Source organism: Curtobacterium sp. MCBD17_030, assembly GCF_003224255.1.
In the GTDB taxonomy this organism is placed as follows: Bacteria; Actinomycetota; Actinomycetes; order Actinomycetales; family Microbacteriaceae; genus Curtobacterium.
Map to the genome: position 1 here is coordinate 93,486 of NZ_QKLI01000002.1, position 21,848 is coordinate 115,333.

Annotated in this window: 25 protein-coding genes; 18 read left to right on the forward strand and 7 right to left on the reverse strand. The window is 71.3% G+C overall.

Annotated features, from left to right (window positions below; genetic code table 11):
- Nucleotides 1-17: 17 nt before the first annotated feature.
- Nucleotides 18-974: a cation diffusion facilitator family transporter gene (locus tag DEI89_RS03190; protein WP_110902601.1), complete on the reverse strand. Its 957-nt coding sequence runs from the start codon at nucleotides 972-974 to the stop codon at nucleotides 18-20.
- Between the two features lie 74 nt (nucleotides 975-1,048).
- Between DEI89_RS03190 and proC the strand changes: the two genes are divergently transcribed.
- Entirely contained in the window at nucleotides 1,049-1,879 is an 831-nt protein-coding gene (gene proC, locus DEI89_RS03195; RefSeq protein WP_110902602.1) for a pyrroline-5-carboxylate reductase, read from the forward strand.
- A gap of 24 nt (nucleotides 1,880-1,903) precedes the next feature.
- On the opposite strand, the gene DEI89_RS03200 is transcribed toward proC, so the two are convergent.
- The gene (locus tag DEI89_RS03200; protein WP_181421470.1) at nucleotides 1,904-2,599 is read right to left on the reverse strand and encodes a TrkA family potassium uptake protein; all 696 of its coding nucleotides are present in this window, start codon (nucleotides 2,597-2,599) and stop codon (nucleotides 1,904-1,906) included.
- Entirely contained in the window at nucleotides 2,592-4,028 is a 1,437-nt protein-coding gene (locus tag DEI89_RS03205) for a TrkH family potassium uptake protein (protein WP_110902604.1), read from the reverse strand. Before DEI89_RS03205 ends, DEI89_RS03200 begins: the two co-directional genes overlap by 8 nt.
- Nucleotides 4,029-4,100: 72 nt before the next feature.
- On the opposite strand from DEI89_RS03205, the gene DEI89_RS03210 reads away from it, so the two are divergent.
- From DEI89_RS03210 to DEI89_RS03230, 5 genes are all read left to right on the forward strand, one after another.
- Nucleotides 4,101-4,616 (forward strand): helix-turn-helix transcriptional regulator, encoded by a 516-nt coding sequence (locus DEI89_RS03210; protein ID WP_110902605.1) that lies wholly within the window; start codon nucleotides 4,101-4,103, stop codon nucleotides 4,614-4,616.
- A gap of 87 nt (nucleotides 4,617-4,703) precedes the next feature.
- Nucleotides 4,704-4,898, forward strand: a complete 195-nt coding sequence (locus DEI89_RS03215; RefSeq protein ID WP_058729786.1) for a helix-turn-helix domain-containing protein — start codon at nucleotides 4,704-4,706, stop codon at nucleotides 4,896-4,898.
- A 147-nt stretch (nucleotides 4,899-5,045) separates the two neighbouring features.
- Nucleotides 5,046-5,144, forward strand: a complete 99-nt coding sequence (locus DEI89_RS03220; protein WP_003792170.1) for a 30S ribosomal protein bS22 — start codon at nucleotides 5,046-5,048, stop codon at nucleotides 5,142-5,144.
- A gap of 151 nt (nucleotides 5,145-5,295) precedes the next feature.
- Entirely contained in the window at nucleotides 5,296-5,550 is a 255-nt protein-coding gene (locus DEI89_RS03225) for a glutaredoxin family protein (protein WP_110902606.1), read from the forward strand.
- On the forward strand, nucleotides 5,547-5,840 hold the full coding sequence (locus tag DEI89_RS03230) for a Dabb family protein (protein ID WP_110902607.1): 294 nt from the start codon (nucleotides 5,547-5,549) through the stop codon (nucleotides 5,838-5,840). The genes DEI89_RS03225 and DEI89_RS03230 overlap by 4 nt, the downstream gene beginning before the upstream one ends.
- A gap of 139 nt (nucleotides 5,841-5,979) precedes the next feature.
- On the opposite strand, the gene aspS is transcribed toward DEI89_RS03230, so the two are convergent.
- Both aspS and DEI89_RS03240 read right to left on the reverse strand, forming a co-directional pair.
- A complete protein-coding gene (gene aspS, locus DEI89_RS03235) occupies nucleotides 5,980-7,320 on the reverse strand; it encodes an aspartate--tRNA(Asn) ligase (RefSeq protein ID WP_110902608.1) in 1,341 nt (446 codons plus the stop codon).
- Nucleotides 7,321-7,599: 279 nt separating this feature from the next.
- Nucleotides 7,600-7,998: a MerR family transcriptional regulator gene (locus DEI89_RS03240; protein WP_110902609.1), complete on the reverse strand. Its 399-nt coding sequence runs from the start codon at nucleotides 7,996-7,998 to the stop codon at nucleotides 7,600-7,602.
- Nucleotides 7,999-8,080: 82 nt separating this feature from the next.
- Here DEI89_RS03240 and DEI89_RS03245 point away from each other — a divergent pair, with 82 nt between their 5' ends.
- From DEI89_RS03245 to ccsB, 6 genes are all read left to right on the forward strand, one after another.
- Nucleotides 8,081-9,565 (forward strand): SulP family inorganic anion transporter, encoded by a 1,485-nt coding sequence (locus DEI89_RS03245; protein ID WP_375334552.1) that lies wholly within the window; start codon nucleotides 8,081-8,083, stop codon nucleotides 9,563-9,565.
- A gap of 78 nt (nucleotides 9,566-9,643) precedes the next feature.
- Nucleotides 9,644-10,300, forward strand: coding sequence for a histidine phosphatase family protein (locus DEI89_RS03250; protein WP_110902611.1), 657 nt, complete (start codon nucleotides 9,644-9,646; stop codon nucleotides 10,298-10,300).
- Complete coding sequence (locus DEI89_RS03255; protein WP_110902612.1) at nucleotides 10,297-10,938, forward strand: TlpA disulfide reductase family protein; 642 nt, start codon at nucleotides 10,297-10,299, stop codon at nucleotides 10,936-10,938. The genes DEI89_RS03250 and DEI89_RS03255 overlap by 4 nt, the downstream gene beginning before the upstream one ends.
- Before the next feature lie 3 nt (nucleotides 10,939-10,941).
- Nucleotides 10,942-11,688, forward strand: coding sequence for a cytochrome c biogenesis CcdA family protein (locus tag DEI89_RS03260; protein WP_110902613.1), 747 nt, complete (start codon nucleotides 10,942-10,944; stop codon nucleotides 11,686-11,688).
- The gene (locus DEI89_RS03265) at nucleotides 11,672-13,411 is read left to right on the forward strand and encodes a cytochrome c biogenesis protein ResB (protein ID WP_110902614.1); all 1,740 of its coding nucleotides are present in this window, start codon (nucleotides 11,672-11,674) and stop codon (nucleotides 13,409-13,411) included. Before DEI89_RS03260 ends, DEI89_RS03265 begins: the two co-directional genes overlap by 17 nt.
- Nucleotides 13,408-14,418, forward strand: a complete 1,011-nt coding sequence (ccsB, locus tag DEI89_RS03270; protein ID WP_375537762.1) for a c-type cytochrome biogenesis protein CcsB — start codon at nucleotides 13,408-13,410, stop codon at nucleotides 14,416-14,418. Before DEI89_RS03265 ends, ccsB begins: the two co-directional genes overlap by 4 nt.
- Before the next feature lie 91 nt (nucleotides 14,419-14,509).
- Here the strand turns inward: ccsB and DEI89_RS03275 are convergent, their stop codons facing one another.
- On the reverse strand, nucleotides 14,510-15,532 hold the full coding sequence (locus DEI89_RS03275; RefSeq protein WP_258368680.1) for an o-succinylbenzoate synthase: 1,023 nt from the start codon (nucleotides 15,530-15,532) through the stop codon (nucleotides 14,510-14,512).
- A gap of 148 nt (nucleotides 15,533-15,680) precedes the next feature.
- Here DEI89_RS03275 and DEI89_RS03280 point away from each other — a divergent pair, with 148 nt between their 5' ends.
- The 4 genes from DEI89_RS03280 to DEI89_RS03295 all read left to right on the forward strand — a co-directional run bounded on the left by DEI89_RS03280 (nucleotide 15,681) and on the right by DEI89_RS03295 (nucleotide 19,250).
- Nucleotides 15,681-16,058, forward strand: coding sequence for a hypothetical protein (locus DEI89_RS03280; RefSeq protein ID WP_110902616.1), 378 nt, complete (start codon nucleotides 15,681-15,683; stop codon nucleotides 16,056-16,058).
- 50 nt (nucleotides 16,059-16,108) lie between these two features.
- Entirely contained in the window at nucleotides 16,109-17,038 is a 930-nt protein-coding gene (locus DEI89_RS03285; RefSeq protein WP_110902617.1) for a 1,4-dihydroxy-2-naphthoyl-CoA synthase, read from the forward strand.
- The gene (locus tag DEI89_RS03290; RefSeq protein WP_110902618.1) at nucleotides 17,038-18,174 is read left to right on the forward strand and encodes an AMP-binding protein; all 1,137 of its coding nucleotides are present in this window, start codon (nucleotides 17,038-17,040) and stop codon (nucleotides 18,172-18,174) included. The genes DEI89_RS03285 and DEI89_RS03290 overlap by 1 nt, the downstream gene beginning before the upstream one ends.
- 71 nt (nucleotides 18,175-18,245) lie before the next feature.
- Nucleotides 18,246-19,250 carry a 1,4-dihydroxy-2-naphthoate polyprenyltransferase gene (locus tag DEI89_RS03295; protein ID WP_110902619.1) on the forward strand — a complete coding sequence of 335 codons (1,005 nt, stop codon included), beginning with the start codon at nucleotides 18,246-18,248 and terminating at the stop codon, nucleotides 19,248-19,250.
- Between the two features lie 48 nt (nucleotides 19,251-19,298).
- Here the strand turns inward: DEI89_RS03295 and DEI89_RS03300 are convergent, their stop codons facing one another.
- On the reverse strand, nucleotides 19,299-19,595 hold the full coding sequence (locus tag DEI89_RS03300; protein WP_110902620.1) for a DUF4229 domain-containing protein: 297 nt from the start codon (nucleotides 19,593-19,595) through the stop codon (nucleotides 19,299-19,301).
- 82 nt (nucleotides 19,596-19,677) lie between these two features.
- Here DEI89_RS03300 and DEI89_RS03305 point away from each other — a divergent pair, with 82 nt between their 5' ends.
- Nucleotides 19,678-20,049, forward strand: a complete 372-nt coding sequence (locus DEI89_RS03305) for a PLDc N-terminal domain-containing protein (RefSeq protein ID WP_110902621.1) — start codon at nucleotides 19,678-19,680, stop codon at nucleotides 20,047-20,049.
- Nucleotides 19,964-21,838: a 2-succinyl-5-enolpyruvyl-6-hydroxy-3-cyclohexene-1-carboxylic-acid synthase gene (gene menD / locus DEI89_RS03310; RefSeq protein ID WP_110902622.1), complete on the forward strand. Its 1,875-nt coding sequence runs from the start codon at nucleotides 19,964-19,966 to the stop codon at nucleotides 21,836-21,838. The genes DEI89_RS03305 and menD overlap by 86 nt, the downstream gene beginning before the upstream one ends.
- The last annotated feature ends 10 nt before the right edge of the window (nucleotides 21,839-21,848 follow it).

The following is a 21,848-nucleotide window of genomic DNA, read 5'->3' on the forward strand; positions in this document are numbered from 1 at the left end:
CGCGTCGATGAGCGCCGTCAGTCGGCTGCGCGCAGGACGATCGCCTCGGTCGACGGGTGCGGGCCGTCTCGGCGGACGTCCGGCTCGATGTAGATGACCCGGGCGATCGGCACGGCTGCACGGACGCGCTGCTCCACCGTGTCGATGCCGGCGGCGACGTCACCGAGACGGCGGTCCCCGTCGACGGCGACCTTCATGCCGACCATCAGCTCCTCGGGCCCGAGGTAGAGGGTCTTGAGGTGGATGATCGAGTCGACCTCCGGGCCGTCGAGCACGGCCTGCTTGATGCGGGCGACGTCGCCGGGACCGGCACCCTCGCCGACCAGCAGGCTCTTCGTCTCGACGCCGAGCACGAGCGCCACGGCGATGAGCAGCACGGCGATGAGGACCGTGCCGATCGCGTCGAACACCCCGTTGCCGGTGAGGGCCGTCAGACCGACGCCGAACAGCGCGAAGACCAGGCCGATCAGGGCTGCGGTGTCCTCGAGCATGACGACCGGCAGTTCCGGGGCCTTGGCGCGGCGGACGAACTGGATCCAGGACTGTCCGCCCTTGTGCGGTGCGGCTTCCTTGAGGGCGGTCCGGAGCGAGAAGCCCTCGAGCCCGATCGCGATGACGAGCACCACCATCGGCAGCCACCAGTTCTCGAGCGGGTGCGGGTGAGCGAACTTCTCGATGCCCTCGTAGAGCGAGAACACCCCGCCCACCGAGAACAGCACGATCGAGACGACGAAGGCGTACACGTAGCGCTCACGGCCGTGGCCGAACGGGTGCTCCTCGTCCGCGGCCTTCTTCGCCTTCCGGCCGCCGAGCAGCAGGAGCAGCTGGTTCGCGGAGTCCGCGAGGGAGTGCACCCCTTCCGCGAGCATCGACGCGGATCCGCTGATCGCCGCGGCGATGAACTTCACGATCGCGATCCCGATGTTCGCACCGAGTGCGGCGAAGATCGCCTTCGTCCCTCCGGAAGCGCTCATGTGGCTGTCCGACCCCTTCTCTCACCGACCTGGACCACGATCCTAGGCTGCCGGTCCTCGCTAGGTTGGGGGCCATGACCATCGAACTGCCCCGCGTCGCCATGCTCGGCGTCGGTTCCATGTCCGGCGCGGTCCTGCAGGGCCTCCTGGCCGCCGGCGTGGCGCCCGACGCCGTCGTGGTGACCACCCGCTCGGAGTCCTCGGCCGACGCACACCGTGCCGCCGGGCTCGACGCCACCGCGACCGAGACCGATCCCGACGCCAACCGGGCAGCGGTCCGCGGCGCTGGGCTCGTCGTGCTCGGGGTGAAGCCCTTCGGCATCGTGGACCTGCTCGACGAGGTCGCAGCGGACCTCGCGCCCGACGCGGTCGTCGTCAGCGTCGCCGTCGGCGTGACCACGACCACAATGGAGGCCCACGTGCCCGCCGGTGTCCGGGTGGTGCGCGCGCTGCCGAACACCCCGATCGGCGTCGGCCTCGGGGTGACCGGCATCAGCGCCGGAGCGTCGGCGGACGTTGCCGCGACGGCGCTGGCCGCGCACGTGTTCGCCGTCTCGGGCGAGGTCATCGAGGTCCCCGAGTCGCAGCTGGACGCCCTGTCCGCGGTGTCCGGCTCCGGACCCGCCTACGTCTTCCTGCTCGTCGAGCAGTGGCAGCAGGCCGCCGAGGCGCTCGGGTTCACCCACGAGCAGGCGCGCACCATGGTGCAGGGCACCGTCCGGGGAGCCGTCGAGCTCCTCGCCCGCTCCGGCAGTGAGCCGGCGGACCTGCGCCGGGCGGTGACGAGCCCGAAGGGCACCACGGAGCGGGCGATCGCCGTGCTGCAGGACGCGGACCTGGCCGGGACGCTCGAACGCGCCGCCAGGGCCGCCGTCGCGCGCGCCGAGGAGCTGTCCCGGCTCTGACGGCGGGGCGGCCAGCCGACCGGGCTACTCGAGCGCGGCGAACCGTTCGAGGTCGGTCTCGGTGCCGGAGACGATGATGAGGTCGTCCTCGCCGATGACGCTGTCCGGGTTCGCCGGCACGAAGGCCTGCCCGGGCGGCTTGATCCCGAGCACCGTCAGGCCGAAGCGTGTGCGGATCACCGTCGTCGCCAGGTCCCGGCCGCGGACGGCTCGCGGCGGGAACATCTTGACCACGGCGAAGTCGTCGTCGAACTCGATGAAGTCGAGCATCCGGCCGGACACCAGGTGCGCCGTCCGCTCGCCGGCCTCGCGCTCCGGGTAGACCACGTGGTTCGCGCCGATGCGGCTGAGGATCGTGCCGTGCGACCGGCTGATCGCCTTCGCCCAGATCTGCGGCACCCCGAGGTCGACGAGGTTCGCCGTGATGAGCACGCTCGACTCGAGGTCCGAGCCGGTCCCGACGACGGCGATCGCGAAGTCCTGCGCGCCGATCTGCCTGAGCGCGTCCATGTCGGTCGCGTCCGCCTGCACGGCGTGGGTGACCCGGTCCGACCACTTCTGCACCAGGGCGGCGTCGGTGTCGACGACCAGGACGTCCCGGCCCTGACGCTCGAGCTGCCCGGCGGTGGCGGCGCCGAAGCGGCCGAGGCCGATGACCAGCACGGGCGCGTCGTGGCTGACAGGACCCTGCTGGTGGTGCGTGCGGTTTCGGTCAGCCAACGATCGGCCTCTCCTCGGGACGGCGGAACAGCTGCCGGCTCTGACTCGCTGCGAGCGCGGCGGCGATGGTCACTGTACCGACCCGCCCGAGGAACATCGTGGCGGCGAGCACGTACTTCCCGGAGTCCGGCAGGTCGCCGGACACCCCGGAGGACAGCCCGCACGTGGCGAACGCGGAGATCACCTCGAACAGGACCCGGTCGAGCGGCTCGTGTGTGATCTGCAGCAGCACGACGGTGGCGACCGCGACGATGGTGGCACCCCACAGGACGATCGCCACGGCGACGCGGAGGACGTCGCTGGGGATCCGGCGACCGAACACCTCCATGCTCTGCCGGCCACGGGCCTCCGCGACGGCCGCCAGGAAGAGCACCGCGAGCGTCGTGACCTTGATGCCGCCGGCCGTGGAGGCGGAGCCACCGCCGATGAACATGAGCATGTCCGTGACCAGGAGGCTCGACCCGTGCAGCTCGTCGAAGTCGACGAGCGAGAAGCCACCGGACCGGGTCATCGTCGACAGGAACAGCGCCTGGAAGGCCGTGCGCCCCGCACCCTCACGACCGAAGGTGGCGGGGTTCGAGGCCTCGAGTGCGATGTACGTGACGGCACCGCCGAGCAGCAGGATGCCGCTCGTCACCAGTGTCAGCTTCACGTGGATCGGCCAGCGCCTGGGGGAGCGCAGCTGCTTGGTCAGTGTGCGGATCACCGGGAAGCCGATCGAGCCGGCCACGACGCCGACCATGAGCAGGCTGAGGAACCAGTAGTCATGGGCGAACGGGTCGAGTCCGTCGGCGTTCGGGGCGAACCCGGTGTTCGTGAACGCCATCGCCGCGTAGTAGAACGAGTCGCCGACCGCCGACCAGAACGGGAGGCCGGTCACCAGGACGCTCGGCAGGAGCAGGAGGCCCAGGACGATCTCGATCGACAGGGTGCTCACCGCGACGGTGAGCAGCAGTGTGCCGACGTCACCGAGCCGCACCGCCTGTCCTTCCGGGACGGCGCCGTGGTGCGTCCGCAGCGGGTTCGAGTCACCGGCGGCGATGAGCTTCGCGCGGAGGCCCAGCCGCCGCGTGACGACCAGGCCGAGGATCGACGCGAAGGTGAGCACCCCGAGCGCACCGATCTGGGTCCCGATGACGACCAGGACCTTGCCGAACACCGACCAGTGCGTCGCCATGTCGACCGTCGCGAGCCCGGTGACGCAGACGACGCTGGCCGCGGTGAACAGGGCGTCGGAGAAGTGCGTCGTCGTGCCGTCCGCCGCGGCCATCGGCGTCATGAACAGCACCGTGAACAGGAAGATCAGCACGATGAAGACGAGGATCGCCAGGCGGGAGGGCGACGATCGGAGCGCGGTGGTGATCCGGCCGGGGCGTCGCCGGGCCGACGCGGTGCCCAGGGCGGGGACCGGCTCGGTGCGGTCGAGCATCGTATGCCTCCGAGGACATGGGCGGGACAGAGCGTCATGGTACATCCGCACCGCGGCGGTTAGCCTCTCCCCATGGCCGACATCTTCAGCGTCGTCGCGGACCCGACCCGGCGTGCACTGCTGGGCGAACTGCTCACCGCGTACGGGGCGGACGCGACCGGCGGCGAGCTCAGTGTCGGACAACTCGTGCTGCGGCTCGGCGTGACGCAGCCCACCGTGTCCAAGCACCTCCGGGTGCTCCGGGACATCGGGCTCGTCACCAGCCGCGAAGAGGGCCAGCACCGCTACTACCGCCTGGACCCGGAACCGCTGCTCGGCATCGAGGAGTGGGTGGTCCCGTTCACGAACGCGGTGGACGCCGACGGCACACCGGCGACGACGTCGTGGACGCTCGACGGCCAGCCGGTGTCCTTCCGTCGGAGCGGTCCGGCCGGCAAGGCGACCGTCGAGGTGGGCACCGAACTCGGCCGCGTGATGGCCGAGGCGTCGCACCGCGCGACCGTCGCGTTCACCGGCGCACAGCAGGGCTGGGAGCGTGTCGTCGACCGCAGCCGGCGCCGGTTCACGAAGCGGCCCGAGGACGACTGAGCAGCTGCTGGACAGCGAGGCTCACGCGCCTCTACAGTGTCCAGAGACCACACAGGTCACAACAAGCAAGCCACCCGAAGGCGGATCATGACCGGCAGTTTCGACGACGTGCGATTCCTCACCGTCGCGGAGGTCGCCGAGATGATGCGGGTCTCCAAGATGACCGTCTACCGCATGGTGCACGCCGGTGAGCTCCCCGCCATCCGGTTCGGTCGTTCCTTCCGGGTCCCCGAGTCGGCGGTCGCGGAACTCCTCCGCGGCGGCATCGCCGACGTCGGCTGACCCCGACCCCTCCGCCCCGGGCGTCCATCGTCCGTCCCGGCGCCGTTCGACATCGCGACAGCCCTCCGGTAGACTCGGGCAGGTTGATTTTCCGCGGCTTCATCGGCCCGGTGTCCGTACATCACCATCAGTCCGAGCGAGGTCCACATGGGTTCTGTCATCAAGAAGCGTCGCAAGCGCATGGCGAAGAAGAAGCACCGCAAGCTCCTTCGCAAGACGCGTCACCAGCGTCGCAACAAGAAGTAAGTCGCAAGACTTGCCGCAGAAGCCCCGGTTCGCCGGGGCTTTCGCATTTCCCGGGCCCGGTCGTCGCCGGCCGGACCGGCCTCGATGCCTGCCGTTCCGCGGATGCCGGGCTGCTCGGCAGCCGGAGGTCCCGCCGGACTACCCTGGTGCCATGCCCGCTGTGACGCTCCTGACCAAGCCCGGATGCCACCTCTGTGACGACGCGCGACCCGTCGTGGAACAGGTCGTGTCCGCCCACCCCGGCACGACCCTCCAGGAGCGGTCGATCCTCGATGACGACGCACTCCGGGAGGAGTACGCGGAGGACATCCCCGTCGTGCTCGTCGACGGCCGCGTGCACAGCAACTGGCACGTCGACGCCGAGCGACTCGCCCGGGCGATCGAACTCGCGGGGGCCCACGCATGATCCGTCACGTCGTCTCCTGGACCCTGCGTGAGGACCTGGACCGTGCGGTGGCCGTCGCACGAGTCCGTGAGCTGCTGACCGGTCTGGTCGGCGTCATCGGGTCGATCCGGTCGCTCGAGGTCGTCGAGAACGTCGCCTACCCGGGGAAGAACCAGGACCTGGCGGTCGTCGCGACGTTCGACGACCTCGCCGGGCTCGACGAGTACCAGTTCCACCCCGAGCACCAGGCCGCCGCTGCCGAGATCCGGGCGATGGTGACGAGTCGCGCGGCCATCGACTGGCAGGACTGACTCCGGCCCTGGCGGTTCGGCGCCGACGCCCCCGCGCGGTGCGCCGTGGCACCGCACAACGGAAACCGGCTCGAACCACGGATGTGCGTGGTTCGAGCCGGTTCCTGTTGTGCGAAGGCGGTTCGCGCCGCCGGAGTGCCTAGGGCGTGAGACGGGTCGGGCCGCGGAACAGGTAGGTGACCTCGCGGATGGACGGCTCGCCGAGCATGAGCATCAGCACACGGGCCAGACCCATGCCGAAGCCACCGTGCGGCGGGACGCCGTAGCGGAAGAAGTCGAGGTACCAGCCGAGCTCGGCGGGGTCCAGGCCCTTCTCCTCCGCCTGGGCGGTGAGGACGTCGACCCGGTGCTCACGCTGGGCGCCCGTCGAGATCTCGGCGCCGTTGAACAGCAGGTCGTAGCTGTTCGTGAGCGTCGGGTCGTCGGCGTGACGCATGTGGTAGTACGGGCGGATCGAGGCGTCGTAGTCGGTGACGAAGACGAACTCCGAGCCGTGGTGCTCCTTCGCCCAGGCCGACACGCGACGCTCGCCCTCGGGGTCCAGGTCGCCGTCGGCGCGGACGACCTCGTAGCCGCTGTCGGCGACGATCTCCCGGGCCTCGGCCAGGGTGACGCGGGGGAACGGCGTGGACGGGACCTGCAGCTCGAAGCCGAAGACCTCTTGGATGGCGTCGCCGTACTTCTCCTTGACGGCGGTGATGCCGGCCACCAGGACCTCTTCGTGCATCGCCATGACGTCCTCGTGGGACTCGATCCACGAGAACTCGGCGTCGACGCTGGTGAACTCGGTCGCGTGCCGGGAGGTGAAGGACGGGTCCGCGCGGAAGGCGTCCGCGATCTCGAACACGGCACCGAAGCCGGCGGGCTGCGCCATCTGCTTGAAGTTCTGCGGCGACTGCGCGAGGTACGCGGTGGTCTCGAAGTACTCGAGCTGGAAGAGCTCGGCGCGGGACTCCGAGGCCGACGCCATCAGCTTCGGCGTGTGGATCTCGATGTAGTCGCGCTCGACCCAGTACGTGCGGAAGGCGTGCTCCAGCGTGGTCTGGATGCGGAAGATCAGGTTCTGCTTGCGGTTGCGCAGGTCGAGGAAGCGCCAGTCGAGGCGCTTGTCGAGCGAGGAGTCGTCGGCGATCGGCGTCTCCGGGATCGCGGCGCTCACCACGGTCAGGGTGCCGACCTTGACCTCGAGCCCGCCGAGCTTGACGCGCTCGTCGTGCTTGAGGGTGCCGGTCACGTGGATGAACGACCCGTGCGCCAGGCCCGAGACGGACTCGGTGGTGGCGAGGGCCGCGGCGGAGGTGTCGTCCCCCTCGACGGCTTCACGGGTGGCGGGGTTGACCAGCTGGACGGCGCCGCTCTCGTCGCGGAGGACGACGAACTGCACCTTCTTCTGATCGCGGACGGTCTCGACCCATCCGGCCACGGAGACGGGGCCGTCGGGGAGGCTTGCGAGGTCGGCGATGCGGGTGCGTTCGATCACGGTCGTCGAGTCTACCGGCCGGGCACGTCCGTGGGGTGACGGGGAGTGCTGCGGTTCGTCGGTGCCCTCTCCTGCACAGCGGGACGGGTCGCAGCACTCATCCACAAGGACGGACGGGAGGCCCGTCCCGGCTCCGCCAGGCTCCTACCGTCGTCGTCGTGGCCAGGTCGCGGAACGACACGGGGAGGGACCCATGACGGAGGGTCCCGGGTGCTGCGGCCTGGCCACCTCGCACCGGCAGCAGTAGCCGACGGGACGGATCAGACCGAGGAGCGCAGTTCAGACCGAGGAGCGCAGTCGTCCGAGGGTGCCGATGAACTCCTCGGCCATCGCGGCCCGCTCCAGCAACCTGGCGTGCCGGGCTCGGGCGTCGGCCAGGAACTCGTCGAGCCGTGCTGCCAGTGCCGGTGCCTCGGTGGGGTCCGCCGTGGCCAGTCCGTCGACCACCCTGAGCAGTCCGGCCATCTCGTCGAGCGTGAACCCGAGCGGCTTCATGCGGCGGATGACGAGCAGGCGCTCGAGGTCCCCGGCGGTGTACACCCGGAACCCGCCGGACGTCCGACCGCTCGGCACCAGGAGCCCGACCTCGTCGTAGTGCCGGATCGACCGGAGCGACATCCCGGTGCGTTCGGCGAGTTCGCCGATGTGCATGGTGGCGGGGGCGTCGGGGGCGGTCATGTCGACATCGTGGCAGAGCCGGTGGAGAGCGTGCCCGGGTCGCGGCAACCCTCACGTGGCGGTAGAGTCGCCGCCGATGTCGATGACCAGCACCGTCCCCGGCGCGACGAGCGTCCTGTCCGCCCTGCGTTCGCCGCGCCTCCTGACCCGCGAGGTCCTGGCCGGGATCGTCACCGCGCTCGCCCTCATCCCCGAGGCGATCTCGTTCTCGGTCGTCGCGGGTGTCGATCCGGCCGTCGGGCTCTTCTCGAGCGTGGTCTTCGCGATCGTCATCTCGATCGTGGGTGGGCGTCCGGCGATGATCTCCGCCGCCGCGGGGTCCGTCGCGCTCGTCATCGCCCCGCTCGTGCGCGACCACGGCGTCGCCTACCTGGTCCCGACGATCGTGCTCGGCGGCGTCTTCCAGCTCGTGCTCGGGTTCCTCGGGGTCGCCCGGCTGATGCGCTTCATCCCGCGGAGCGTGAACGTCGCCTTCGTGAACGCGCTCGCGATCCTGATCTTCACCGCGCAGCTGCCCAACCTGTTCGGTGACGACGTCCCGTTCGTCGTCTGGCCGCTGACCGCGCTCGGCATCGGGCTCATCATCGGTGTCCCGTTCCTCACCAGGGCTGTCCCGGCACCGCTCATCGCCGTGGTCGTGATCACCGGCATCACGATCCTGTTCGGTGTCGCGGTCCCGACCGTCGGTGACGAGGGCGCGCTGCCGACCGCGCTGCCCGGGTTCAACGGTGTGACGGTGCCGTTCACGCTCGACACCCTGCGGCTCATCGCGCCGTACGCGTTCGGTGTCGCGATCGTCGGGCTCATCGAGACCCTGCTCACCGCCCAGCTGGTCGACGCCGTCACCGAGACCCGGTCGAGCGCCTGGCGGGAGTCGTGGGGCCAGGGCATCGCGAACATCGCCTCGGCCTTCTTCGGCGGCACCGGCGGGTGCGCGATGATCGGCCAGACCGTCGTCAACGTGAAGACCGCCGGTGCCCGGACGCGCGTGTCGACCTTCACCGCGGGGGCCGCGATCCTGGTGCTCACGATCGTGCTGCACGACGTGGTCGCCGAGATCCCGATGGCCGCGCTGACCGCCGTCATGCTCATGGTCTGCGTCGCGACCTTCGACTGGCACAGCATCCGGCCCCGCACGCTCCGCCGGATGCCCCTGGGGGAGACCGCCGTGATGGTCATCACCGTGCTGGTGGTCCTGGCGACGAACAACCTGGCGACCGGGGTCCTGGCCGGTGTCGTCGTCGCCGCGCTCGTCTTCGCCCGCCGGGTCGCGCACGTGGTCGAGGTCGTCCGCGAGCCCGTCGACGAGAACACGGTCCGCTACCGGGTCCGCGGTGCCCTGTTCTTCGCGTCGTCGAACGACCTGGTCACCCGGTTCTCGTACGCCGAGGACCCCGAACACGTGGTCATCGACATGACCGACGCGCACGTCTTCGACGCCAGCACCGTGGCCGCCCTCGACGGGGTCGAGCAGCGGTTCGCCAAGCACGGTTCGAGCGTCGAGGTCGTCAACCTGGACACCGCGTCGATCGCCCTGCACGGACGGCTCTCCGGCCACCTCGGGTGACGGCCCGCTGAACGGTCGTGCAGCCGTGGATCTGCTGTGCGGCGGGTGGGTGAGCCGGACCGACCTACACTGGAACCCATGCCCGCGAACACGATCCACCTCGTGCGCCACGGCGAGGTCCACAACCCCGACCGTGTGCTCTACGGGCGGCTCCCGGGCTTCGGTCTGAGCGAGCTCGGCACCCGGATGGCCGGGGCGTCCGCCGCCGCCTGGAAGGACGCCGGGGTCGACGTCCGCGCGATCGTCGCCTCGCCGCTGCAGCGCACGCAGGAGTCCGCCGCTCCATGGGCAGCCGCGTACGGCCTGGACGTCCGTCTCGACGAACGCCTGATCGAGCCGACGAACCGGTACGAGGGTCAGCCCCCCGGGTTCACCAAGCGCTCCGTCCGCCGCCCGGCGGAGTGGCCGTGGATCGCGAACCCCTGGCGACCGAGCTGGGGGGAGGCGTACGAGTCGATCGCGAACCGCATGCTCGCCGCCGTCGCCACCGCGTGGGAGAGCGTCGACAGCGGGGACGTCGTCCTCGTCAGCCACCAACTGCCGATCTGGATGGTGCACCGACGCCTGGCGGGGGAACCCCTCTGGCACGACCCGCGCAAGCGCCGCTGCGACCTGTCCAGCATCACGAGCCTCCAGCGGGTACCCGACACCGCCGCCGGTCGTTTCACCGAGGTCGGGTACGCGGACCCGGCGGCCGACCTCCGCGGGTCAGCCGTCGACGAAGGAGCAGTGTGACCCGCACAACCCGATCGAGCCGTGTCCGCACCGCACGTCTCCGGACCACCGGGGCCGCCGCGATCGCCCTCGCCGCCGCACTCGTGCTGGTCGGGTGCACCTCGGCCGACGGTTCACTCGCCCAGCAGTACGGCAAGGGCAGCACCCAGAACTACATCTCCGGCACCGGAGCGGTCACCGAGGTCGCGGTCGACAAGCGGACCGACCCGATCGACTTCACCGCGAAGTCGATGGACGGTGACGAACTCTCGGCGAAGGCCATGCGCGGCGACGTCGTGGTCATCAACTTCTGGTACGCCGGCTGCCCGCCCTGCCGCGCCGAAGCCGGGCACCTCAACACGGTCCAGGACGAGTTCGCCGACGACGACGTCCACTTCATCGGCGTCAACGTCCGCGACGAGGCCGGCACCGCGAAGGCGTTCGAGCGGAAGTTCGGCGTCCACTACCCGACCGTGCTCGACGCCCGCACCGGCACCATGCAGCTCGCGCTCTCCGGTGAGATCGCCCCGAACGCCGTGCCGACCACGATCGTCCTCGACAAGCAGGGACGGGTCGCGGCCCGCGTGCTCGGAGCCGTCGACGGGCCGAGCATCCTGAAGACCCTGGTGGACGACGAGCTCACCGGCAAGGCGTCCTGACCCGTGTCCAGCGGGAACCCCTTCGCGGACGCGATCTTCAGCGGGCAGCTCCTCATCGGCCTGCCGGTGGCGGCGCTCGCCGGGCTGGTGTCCTTCCTGTCGCCGTGCGTCCTGCCGCTCGTGCCGGGCTACCTCGGCTACGTCAGCGGCATCGCGGACGGCACCCGCCACTCCCGGGGACGGGTGCTGCTCGGCGTGCTCCTCTTCGTGCTCGGGTTCACGGTCGTCTTCGTCCTCGGGTCCGCGGCCGCCGGCGCCGTCGGCTTCTGGCTGGTGCGCTGGCGTGACCTCATCGTCCAGCTCATGGGCATCGTCGTGATCGCGATGGGCCTGGTGTTCATCGGCCGGTTCACGTTCCTGCAGCGCACCGTCAAGACGAACTTCACCCCCCGCACCGGCCTGCTCGGCGCACCGCTGCTCGGCATCGTCTTCGCACTCGGGTGGACGCCCTGCATCGGCCCGACCCTGGCGGCCATCAACCTCATCAGCTTCCAGTCCGGCAGCGCCTGGCAGGGCGTCGTGCTCGGCATCGCGTACTGCATCGGACTCGGCGTCCCGTTCCTGCTCGTCGCCCTCGGCGCCGGCTGGGCCTCGGGCGCGATCGGTGTCGTCAAGCGGCACATGCGCACCGTCAACATCATCGGAGGAGCGATCCTGATCGTCATCGGTCTGCTCATGGTCACCGGCATCTGGTCGGCCGTCATGTCGAGCGTCGGGGCGGTGATCCAGAGCTATGTCCCCGCGGTCTGACCTCGGCGAAGACGGCCGGACGGACGCCGGCACCACCGGTGCCGACAGGTCGTCCGACCCGCAGCGCCCGTCCGACCACGTCGACGGCACGCCCGTCGTGGCCGGCGACACCGACGGCATCACGCAGCCGAAGCTCGGTCTGGTCGGTTCCCTCCGGTTCGCCTGGCGGCAGCTGACGAGCATGCGGACGGCGCTCTTCCTGCTCATGCTCCTCGCCCTCGCGGCGATCCCGGGTTCCCTCGTGCCGCAGACCCAGGCGGACCCCAACGGCGTCGTGCAGTACAAGAACAGCCACCCGCAGCTGTCCCCGGTGCTCGAGAAACTGCAGGTCTTCGACACCTACACCTCGGTGTGGTTCTCGGCGATCTACCTGCTCCTCTTCATCTCGCTCATCGGCTGCATCGTGCCGCGCACCCGGCACCACTGGCAGGCGCTCCGCACCCGGCCGCCGAGGACCCCGGCGCGACTCGGCCGCCTGGCCGGCTACCGGTCCGTGACGATCAGTCCCGAGACCGTCGGCGGCGCTGCGGGCGCGACCACGGGCCTCCCGTCCGTCGACCACGCGGTCACGACGGCCATGACGCAGCTGCGGAAGTCGGGTTACCGCGTCGAGCGGTTCGGTGACTCGGTCAGCGCCGAACGCGGGTACCTCCGCGAGACCGGCAACCTGGTGTTCCACGCGGCGCTCGTCGGCGTGCTGCTCGCGGTCGGCCTGGGCGGCGGGTTCAGCTACACCGGGCAGCGGCTCCTGGTCGAGGGACAGACGTTCACCAACGTCCTCGGCTCGTACGACTCGTTCAACCCCGGACGGTGGTTCTCGCAGTCGGACCTCAAGGGCTACAACCTGACCCTCGACCGGTTCACGACGAAGTACGAGGAGACGAACCTCGACGCCCTCGGCCAGGCGACCGACTACTCGGCGACCGTCACGGCGCGCACGAAGGACGGCACCGCGAAGACGAGCCGCCTCGGCGTGAACGAGCCGCTGGCGATCGGCGGGACGAACGTCTACCTGCTCGGCAACGGGTACGCGATGCAGGTCACCGTCCGCGACGGCAAGGGCAACGTGGCGTTCCAGGACGTCGTGCCGTTCCTGCCCGAGGACGGGAACTACACCTCCACCGGTGTCATCAAGGTGCCGGACGCGTCGCCGGACCAGCTCGGCATGATCGGGTTCTTCTACCCGACCGCCGTGCAGCAGACCAGCGGCACCAACGCCGGCGCCTTCACCTCGAACTACCCGGACGTCAAGAACCCGATGCTGTCGTTGCAGGTGTACACCGGCGACCTCGGCCTCGACGACGGCGTGCCGCAGAGCGTCTACCAGCTCTCGACGAAGGGCCTGCAGCAGATCGCGGGCCGGCAGTCCGACACGGCGAGCATCGCGATGAAGCCCGGGCAGACGAAGCAACTGCCGGACGGCGCCGGTTCGATCACGTTCGACGGGGTCAAGCGGTACGTGTCCCTCGACGTGCACCACGACCCGTCGCAGCTCTGGGTCGCGTTCTTCGCGATCCTGTCGGTCCTCGGCCTGCTCACCTCGCTGTTCGTCCCGCGCCGTCGCGTGTGGGTCAAGGCGGTGCGCCGGACCGGGGCCGAGGACGGCGGGTTCGACCTCGAGTACGCCGGGCTCGCCCGCGGCGAGGACCCCAACCTCGAACGCGCGGTCGCGGACATCGCCCAGAAGCACATGTCGGACCTCGGCGTTAGGATCAGCAAGTGAACACGACGACCCTTGCGACCTACTCGGTCGTGCTGACGTACTCCGCGATGGCGGTCTACGTCATCGCGTTCATCTCCTTCGCGCTCGACATGGCGAAGCGTGCCGGCGACGTCGGGCTCGAGACCACGCGCGGCGGTTCGTCCTCGGACCGCGACGACGCGACGGCCACCACGGTCGCGACCGTCCAGGGCGGCACCGTCGTCCTCGAGCGTGTCCAGCAGAAGCGTGACGACGTCGGCGGGGGCCGTGGCCAGCGTGGCTCGAAGTTCGAGCGCGTCGGCATGGCCATGACGATCCTGGCCCTCGTCGTCCACATCGGCGCGATCGTGCTCCGCGGCATCGCGGCCGACCGTGTGCCGTGGGGCAACATGTTCGAGTTCTCGCTGACGGGCACGGGCCTGATCATCGCCGTGTTCCTGCTCGTGCAGTTCTGGCAGGACCTCAAGTTCCTCGGGGTGTTCATCACCGGTCTGGTGATCATCCTGCTCGGCATCGCGACGGTGAACTACTACGTGCCGGTGCGTCCGCTGGTGCCCGCGCTCGAGTCCTACTGGCTCGTCATCCACGTCTTCGTCGCCATCGCCGGCACCGGGTTCTTCGCCCTCGGCGCGGGCCTCGCGGTGTCCCAGCTGGTCCAGACGTACCGCCAGGGCCGTCCGGTCTCGCGCGGTCTCCGCTTCATGGAGACGCTGCCCGACGCCGACCGGCTCGAGGTGCTCAGCTACCGGGTCATCCTCGTCGGCTTCGTGCTCTGGACCTTCACGCTCATCGCCGGTGCCATCTGGGCGGAGCGGGCCTGGGGTCGCTACTGGGGGTGGGACACGAAGGAGGTCTGGACGTTCATCATCTGGGTCCTCTACGCCGGCTACATCCACGCCCGGGCGACCCGCGGCTGGCGTGGCGCCCGGTCGTCGTGGCTCGCGCTCATCGGCTTCGCCGCTGTGATGTTCAACTTCTCGGTGGTCAACGTCTTCTTCAAGGGGCTGCACAGCTACTCCGGTCTGTGACCGGACGGCCCGGCTCGGCAGACGGGCCGCAGACGAACGGGAGGCTCGACACCAGCTGGTGTCGGGCCTCCCGTCCGTCCGTGCCGCGGACCTACGGCCGACCCACGAGCAGCGCGTGCACCCGCCGGAGCCGCGCCAGCCACCACCCGGTCCGCTCGGGGGAGGCCGCCCACCGGTCGAGGAGGTCGGGGTCCGGCTCGATCCGGTGCACGGCGATGCGGCCCCCGACCGGCAGCAGCGGCTCGGCGGTGAGGTCTCCGGTGAACATCGCCGCGGTGCCCAGTCCGGCCGCGTAGCCGGGTGCCATCGCCCGCGACGCCAGGAACGCCCCCATGCCCAGGCCGATCGAGGTGTCGATCGCGCTGGAGACCACGCAGGGCAGTCCGGCCTCGGCCATCACGGCCTGGGCCGCGGTGATCCCGCCGAGGGGCTGCGCCTTGACGATCAGTACGTCCGCGGCGCCGGCACGGGCGACGGCGAGCGGGTCGGACGCCTTCCGGACGCTCTCGTCCGCGGCGATCCGGACTCCGAGACCGGCGACCCGGGTGCGCAGCGCGGCGAGGTCCGCGACGGTGGCGACGGGCTGCTCGGCGTACTGCAGTCGGAACGGTGCCAGCTGCTCGAGGGCGGTGGTCGCCTGGTCGAGCGACCACAGGCCGTTCGCGTCGACCCGGACGTCGGCGTCATCGCCCATCACGCGGCGGACCGCGGCGACCCGGGCGACGTCGTCCTCGATGGTCGTGCCGGGTTCGGCGACCTTCACCTTCGCGGTGGTGCAGCCGGGGTAGCGACGGAGCAGGTCCGCGACGTCCGCTGCGGCGATCGCGGGCACCGTGGCGTTGACGAGGACGCTGTCGGCGCCGGGATCGTGCCGGGTCCAGCCGAAGTCGACCGCGGCGCGGAGCCAGGCGGCCGACTCGGTGTCGTCGTACTCGACGAAGGGGGAGAACTCGGTCCAGCCCGCGGGTCCGCGGAACACGAGCGCCTCGCGGACGGTGATGCCGCGGAACCGGACCCGCATCGGCAGGGCGACGACCCGGGCTGTGGCGAGCAGGTCGCGGAGCTCGGGCACGTCGGCGGGGACGGACGGGTGCGGCGGGGTCACATCGGGCACCCGGCCATCTTCGCAGGAGCGTCCAGGGCGCCTCACGGTTCCTCCGAGGGGACCGCCAGGGCAGCGCACTAGCATCGCTGCGGTCGACCACCGGTCGGCGGTGCCGGCGCCGATCAGGATCGCCGGTCGGGACGGACGAGGAGGCTCGGTGGCGACGGACGAGTTCGCGCGGCTGATGCGTCAGGGCACCGTCGACGTCACCCGGCAGCCCGCAGCTCGGGGTCGGAAGAACCCGATCACCGGCAAGATCGCCCTCGGCCTCGCGGTGGTCGGCGCCGCGGTGGACGCGAGCGCCTTCGCGGTGTTCGTGGGCGGTGACACGACCTTCGCGTTCGGCATCTGCTTCGTCGTGGTGTTCCTCACCCTGGTCGCCGCGGTCCTGGGCTTCATCGCCGCGGTCGGCTCGTTCGGCCGCTGGTACGGCGTCATCGGCGTGGTCCTGGCGTTCTTCGCCAACCCGGTGATCCTCATCGTCCTGCTCGTCATCGTCGCTCCCGAGATGCTCTCCGGGATGGGCGGCGACTAGACAGCCCGCACGCGACGGCCCGGGCAGGAGCCCAGCGGTAGGTTCGGAGCATGCCCTCTGCCGTCTCCGACCTGTTCGACCCCGACGTCTGGACCACCGCTCCGATCGCCGAGCGGTTCACCGACATCACGTACCACAAGCACGTCTCCGGCGGCATGGTGCGCGTCGCCTTCGACCGCCCCGAGGTGCGCAACGCCTTCCGTCCGCGGACCGTCGACGAGCTGTACCGCGCCCTCGACGACGCCCGCCAGGACCCGCGCGTCGGGGTCGTGCTGCTGACCGGCAACGGCCCCAGCCCGAAGGACGGCGGTTGGGCGTTCTGCTCCGGCGGCGACCAGCGGATCCGGGGCCGGAGCGGCTACCAGTACGTCGGCGACGAGGGTGCTCCGCCCGAGGGCGTCGATCCCGCTGCCGCGCAGGCCTCGATGGGACGGCTGCACATCCTCGAGGTCCAGCGGCTGATCCGGATGATGCCGAAGGTCGTCATCGCGGTCGTGCCCGGCTGGGCCGCGGGCGGTGGTCACTCCCTCCACGCGATCTGCGACCTGACGATCGCCAGCGCCGAGCACGGCAGGTTCAAGCAGACGGACGCCGACGTCGGGTCGTTCGACGGCGGCTACGGCAGCGCCTACTACGCGAAGCAGATCGGCCAGAAGCTCGCGCGCGAGGTCTTCTTCCTCGCCGAGGAGTACTCCGCCCAGCGCGCCTACGAGATGGGTGCCGTCAACCGGGTGGTGCCGCACGAGGACCTGGAGCGCGAGGCGATCCGCTGGGGCGAGACGATCCTCGGCAAGTCCCCGACGGCGATCCGGATGCTCAAGTACGCCTTCAACGCCGTCGACGACGGCATGGTCGGTCAGCAGGTGTTCGCCGGTGAGGCCACGCGCCTCGCCTACGGCACCGACGAGGCCGTCGAGGGCCGCGACTCGTTCCTCGAGAAGCGCTCGCCCGACTGGACCGCGTTCCCCTGGCACTACTGATGGCCCGTCCGCTCGTCGCGCTGGGTGCGTCCGACCCGACGGCGGTGCTGCGCGGACTGGAGGCGGCACTCGCCGGCGGCCCCGCACTGCTCCCGGTCGCCGAGGGGGCTCCGGCGCCGCCGACACCGCCACCGGCCGCCGTCCCGCAGCGGGTCGCCCTGGTCGTCGAGACGAGCGGCTCCACCGGGACCGGCAAGCGCGTCGCCCTCTCCTCGGACGCGCTGCTCGCGGGCGCTGCTGCCGCGGACGCCGCCCTCGGCGGCCCGGGCGTCTGGGTCCTCGCGCTGCCGACGCACTACATCGCCGGGCTCAACGTCCTGACGCGGTCGATCGCCGCGGGGACGACCCCCGTCGTGCTGCCGTCCGGGCACTTCGACGCGGGGGTGTTCGCCGACGCGGCCGACCGGCTCGTCGTCGGACCCGCGGCACCTCGGCGGTACACGTCGCTGGTGCCGGTGCAGCTCGCCCGGGTCCTCGACGACCCGCGGGCGACGGCGGCGCTCGGCCGGTTCGACGCGGTCCTGGTGGGCGGTCAGGCGACGCCGACGGCCCTGCGGGAGCGTGCCCGTGCCGCCGGCATCCGCGTGGTGACGACCTACGGCGCGAGCGAGACCAGCGGCGGCTGCGTGTACGACGGCGCGCCGCTGGGCACGGTCCACGCCGAGCTCGTCGACGGGGAACTGCAGCTGACCGGGCCGATGCTCGCCGAGGGGTACCTCGACGACCCGGCGCGGACGGCAGCGACCTTCACCGAACGCGACGGGCACCGCTGGTACCGCACCGGTGACGCCGCGACGATCGTCGACGGTCGGATACGGGTCACCGGTCGTCTCGACGACGTCGTCATCTCCGGGGGTGAGAAGGTGCCGCTCGGCGCGGTCGAGCGCATCGTGCGGGAGCTCCCCGGACAGCACGGTGCCGTCGTCACCCGGCGGACGTCGGGGGAGTGGGGCGAGGTGCCGGTCGTCGTGACCGAGCAGCCCGTCGACCTCCAGCTCGTCCGCTCCCGCGTCGGGGACGCCCTCGGACGGGCGGCCCGACCGGGCGAGGTGATCGTCGTGGACCGGATGCCGATGCTGGCGTCCGGCAAACCCGACCGGCGCGCGGTGCGGACGCTGGCCGACCCGCAGGGGTGAAACGGGACTCCCGGCCCTGACACCCACCCGGCGGCCGGCCCGCGCGGGCGGCACGTCACACGCCGGTACGATTGGCGGTCGTGGCACGAGCGAAGAACACGACACGTCCGAAGGGCCGGTCCGGCAACCCGGCGAAGGCCGCTGCCCCGCAGCGCACTGCCCGGCGGGCGACGGCGCGCGACTGGATCGGCGGGGCGCGTCTGCGGACCCTGACCCTCGGCGTCGTGCCCGTGGTGCTCGGCACCGCAGTGGCCTACGTCGACAGCAAGGCGACCGGTGACTTCGGCGCCTTCCTCGGTACGGACGCACACCTGGCGATCGCCCTGCTCGCGCTCGCCGTCGCGCTGTTCCTGCAGATCGGCGTGAACTACAGCAACGACTACTCCGACGGGGTGCGCGGCACGGACGAGTTCCGCGTCGGCCCCGCCCGGCTGACCGGAGCGGGCCTGGCGAAGCCCCACACCGTGCTCGCCGTCGCGCTGGCGTTCTTCGGGCTCGCCGCGGTCGCCGGCATCGTCATCGTGGCGCTCACCCAGCTCTGGTGGCTCCTGCTCGTGGGCGCGGCCGCGATCGTCGCCGCCTGGTTCTACACCGGCGGCAAGAAGCCCTACGGGTACAACGCCCTGGGCGAGGTCTTCGTCTTCGTGTTCTTCGGACTCGTCGCGGTCCTCGGCACCCAGTACGTGTTGATCGGGCAGGCGACCCTCAGCGGCTGGGCAGCGGCCGTGGCTGCCGGCCTGTTCGCGTGCGCGGTGCTCATGGTGAACAACATCCGCGACATCGACGAGGACACCGCGGCCGGCAAGCGCACGCTCGCCGTCGTGGTCGGCGGGCCGGTGGCGCGGGTGCTCTTCGCGCTCTTCCTGCTGCTGCCCTACGTCGTGCTGGTCTGGTTCGTGCTGCTGTACTTCCGGTCCGGCTTCACGTACTTCTCGCTGCTGCTCGCGTTACCGGCGCTGGTGATCGGGGTGACGTCGCGGAAGCCGCGCGAACTCATCACGGCCCTGCAGCTGTCGTCGTTCTCGGCGCTGGCGTACGGCGTGGTGCTCGGCATCACGCTCGCCGTCCAGCCGTAGCTGCGCGCGAGCGCTGTCGGCCGGCCACCGTCGGCCGGGCGCTGTCGGTCAGGCCTCGTCGGGGTGCTTCCGGAGCGTGACGTCGGTGTCGGTCGCGTCGGCGGTGTCGACGAAGTCGTCCTCGAAGTCGCTGTCCGCATCGCGCTCGGGACGGGCACGGCGCTCGGCGATGGTGGTCGTCACGTCCCCGCGCAACCCCGGGAGCGCGATGTACGAGACGAGCAGGCCGATGAGCGCCCCCCCGATCGCCGCCCAGTACCAGGGCAGCCCGATCACGAGCAGCACGACGAGTGCCACGACGAAGATGCCGAGCCGAGCCAGGGAGTAGACGAGCCACGCTTTCACCCTGCAAGTGTACGGACGCCGGTCTCCACGGCGGCCGGACGAAGGCCAGGACGGTCACAGCCTCCCGACCTAGACTTCGAAGATGGTCAGGTTGTGGCTCGTCATCGTCGTCGCCGCCGTGGCGTTCACGGTGTTCGCCCTGATCGACTGCGCCACCATGCCGCGGACCCGCGTCCGGTCCCTGCGCAAGGGCATCTGGGTCCTGTTGGTCGTCGTGCTGCCCGTCCTCGGCGGCGTGCTGTGGTTCCTGCTCGGCCGGACCCCGGCCGTGGCTCAGCGAGGCAACGGCGGCGGTGGTGCCGGGTACCGTGGTCCCGAAGACGACCCCGACTTCCTCGGTGGCACGAAGCCTCCCGGGCGGAAGAGCGATGACAAGGACCAGGACGACGCGACCCTCCGATCCCTCGAAGAACAGTTCCACGACGGCGACGACGACGGCCGCCCCGATCGCTGACGGCGCGATCGCTGACGGCGCGGCCGCTGACGGCGCAGTCGCTGATGGGCGGCCGGGCTCCGGCAGTTCCGGCAGTCCCGCGACGGACTTCGCCCTCGCCTTCCTGCAGGAACTGGCCCGCGCCGGTGTGACCGACGTCGTGGTCAGTCCGGGGTCGCGGTCGCAGGCCCTGGCCCTCGCTGCGGCCGCCCTCGAACGCGCCGGTGGCATCACGGTGCACGTCCGCCTCGACGAGCGGACCGCCGGGTTCTTCGCACTCGGCCTGGCCGTCGAGTCCGGGCGGCCCGCCGCGGTCGTCACGACCTCGGGGACAGCGGTCGTGAACCTCCACCCCGCCGTGCTCGAGGCGCACCACTCGGGTGTGCCGATGATCGTCGTCTCCGCCGACCGCCCGGCCGAACTGCGCGGCATCGGCAGCAACCAGACCACGGTGCAGCCCGGGGTCTTCGGGCCGGCCGTGTCGTTCGTCCGCGACGTCCAGGCACCGAGTGCGCACGGTGTCGACGACGACGTCCGCGCGACCGTCCGCGGTCTGGTGCGCGAGGCCGTCGCTGCCGCTGCGGGGCACTCCGGGCAAGCCGGTCCGGTGCAGCTCGACCTCGCCTTCCGCGAACCCCTCAGCGCCGGTCTCGACCGGGTCGACGGCGTGCCCGACGACCAGGTGGACCGCGCGTACGCGACCCGGCGGACGACCAGCCCGCTGCCGGTCGCGGAGCTCGCCCCCGACGACGACCCCGCGACGGTGGTGATCGCCGGACACGACGCCGGCGCAGACGCCGAGCGGATCGCGTGGGAACTCGGGGCGCCGCTCCTGGCCGAGGTGTCGAGCGGTGCCCGGTTCGGCCGGAACCTGGCGGCCGCCTACCGCGAGCTGCTCCGGGACGACGACTTCGGCGGCCGGGTGCGGCGTGCGGTCGTCCTCGGCCACCCGACCCTCAGTCGCGAGGTCCCGGCGCTCCTGCAGCGCGCCGACGTCGAGACGGTCGTGGTCCGCGGTGCCGGAGCCGACGTGTACGACCCGGCGCGCGCCTCCCGGCCGGATGCCGCCACGCAGGTCGTCTCGGACGTCCGCGTCACCGGGCGGACCGGGCCGGCGCACCGTGCGTGGGTCGGCCGCTGGGTCGCGGCGAGCCGCTCGCTGCTCGGCGAGGGCGACGCCGGACCGGACCTCGACGCGAAGCGGTCCGAGGACCGCGCCGAGCGGAACCGGTTCCTGAAGGACGAGGTCGCGCTCCGCCGTCGGCCCGTCGACCGCGCGATGCTCGCCGAGGCGGTGTGGGGTGCCACCTGGCCGCACGACCGTCTGGTGTTCGGCGCCTCGCAGATCATCCGGGTCGCGGACACGACCGTCGCGGGCAAGAAGATCCGCGTGCACGCCAACCGCGGGCTGGCGGGCATCGACGGCACGATCTCGACGGCCCTCGGCATCGCGACGGCGCTCGAGGCCGAGTCCGGCGCCGTCGGCACCACCCGGGTCGTGGTGGGGGACCTCACGTTCCTGCACGACCTCGGCGGACTCGTCACCGGGACCGAGGAGGCGCGCCCGCGGCTGCAGGTCGTCGTCGGCAACGACGGCGGTGGTGCGATCTTCCGCGGACTCGAGGTGGCGGCGACGACCGCACCCGAGGACATGCGGCGGATGATGACGACGCCGCAGCACGTCGACGTCGAACGCGTCGTGACGGGCCTCGGCTGGGAGTACCGCCGCGCCGAGACCTGGGGCGACCTGGAACGGGTCCTCACCGACCCCGCCGAGCGCGTGGTCATCGAGGTGCCGCTGGCCGACTGACCGGCGAGGG